Consider the following 279-nt stretch of genomic DNA (forward strand, 5'->3'; position numbering starts at 1 on the left):
ATGACCACGACCCTGCCAGCGCGCGTTCGCAGCCCTGCGGGCCTGCACCGACCGCGGGCCACGCACAGCCGGAGCAACACCCTCGGCCGGCACGTCGAGCGCGAGCCGCGCCAACAAGGTCGCGATCTGCTGACGGCACGCGCGCGCCTCCGACAGCATCGGATGCGACACGGGCTGACCCTGCGACCCCTTCACCACGAGGTTGTCGACCGAGCCGAGAACCTGCTCGATCCGGGCCAGGTCGTCAGCAGTTGCACACGCCTGCCGCAACGTCTCCAC

The 279-nt window shown here is 70.6% G+C and carries 1 protein-coding gene; it reads right to left on the reverse strand.

All coding sequences use genetic code 11. The features are described from left to right. Nucleotides 1–279 (reverse strand): hypothetical protein (locus MKW15_RS24320; RefSeq protein WP_240862981.1); only part of this gene is annotated, 279 nt, incomplete at both ends.

The sequence above is a fragment of the Gordonia gummivorans genome (assembly GCF_022513585.1).
Lineage (GTDB): Bacteria > Actinomycetota > Actinomycetes > Mycobacteriales > Mycobacteriaceae > Gordonia.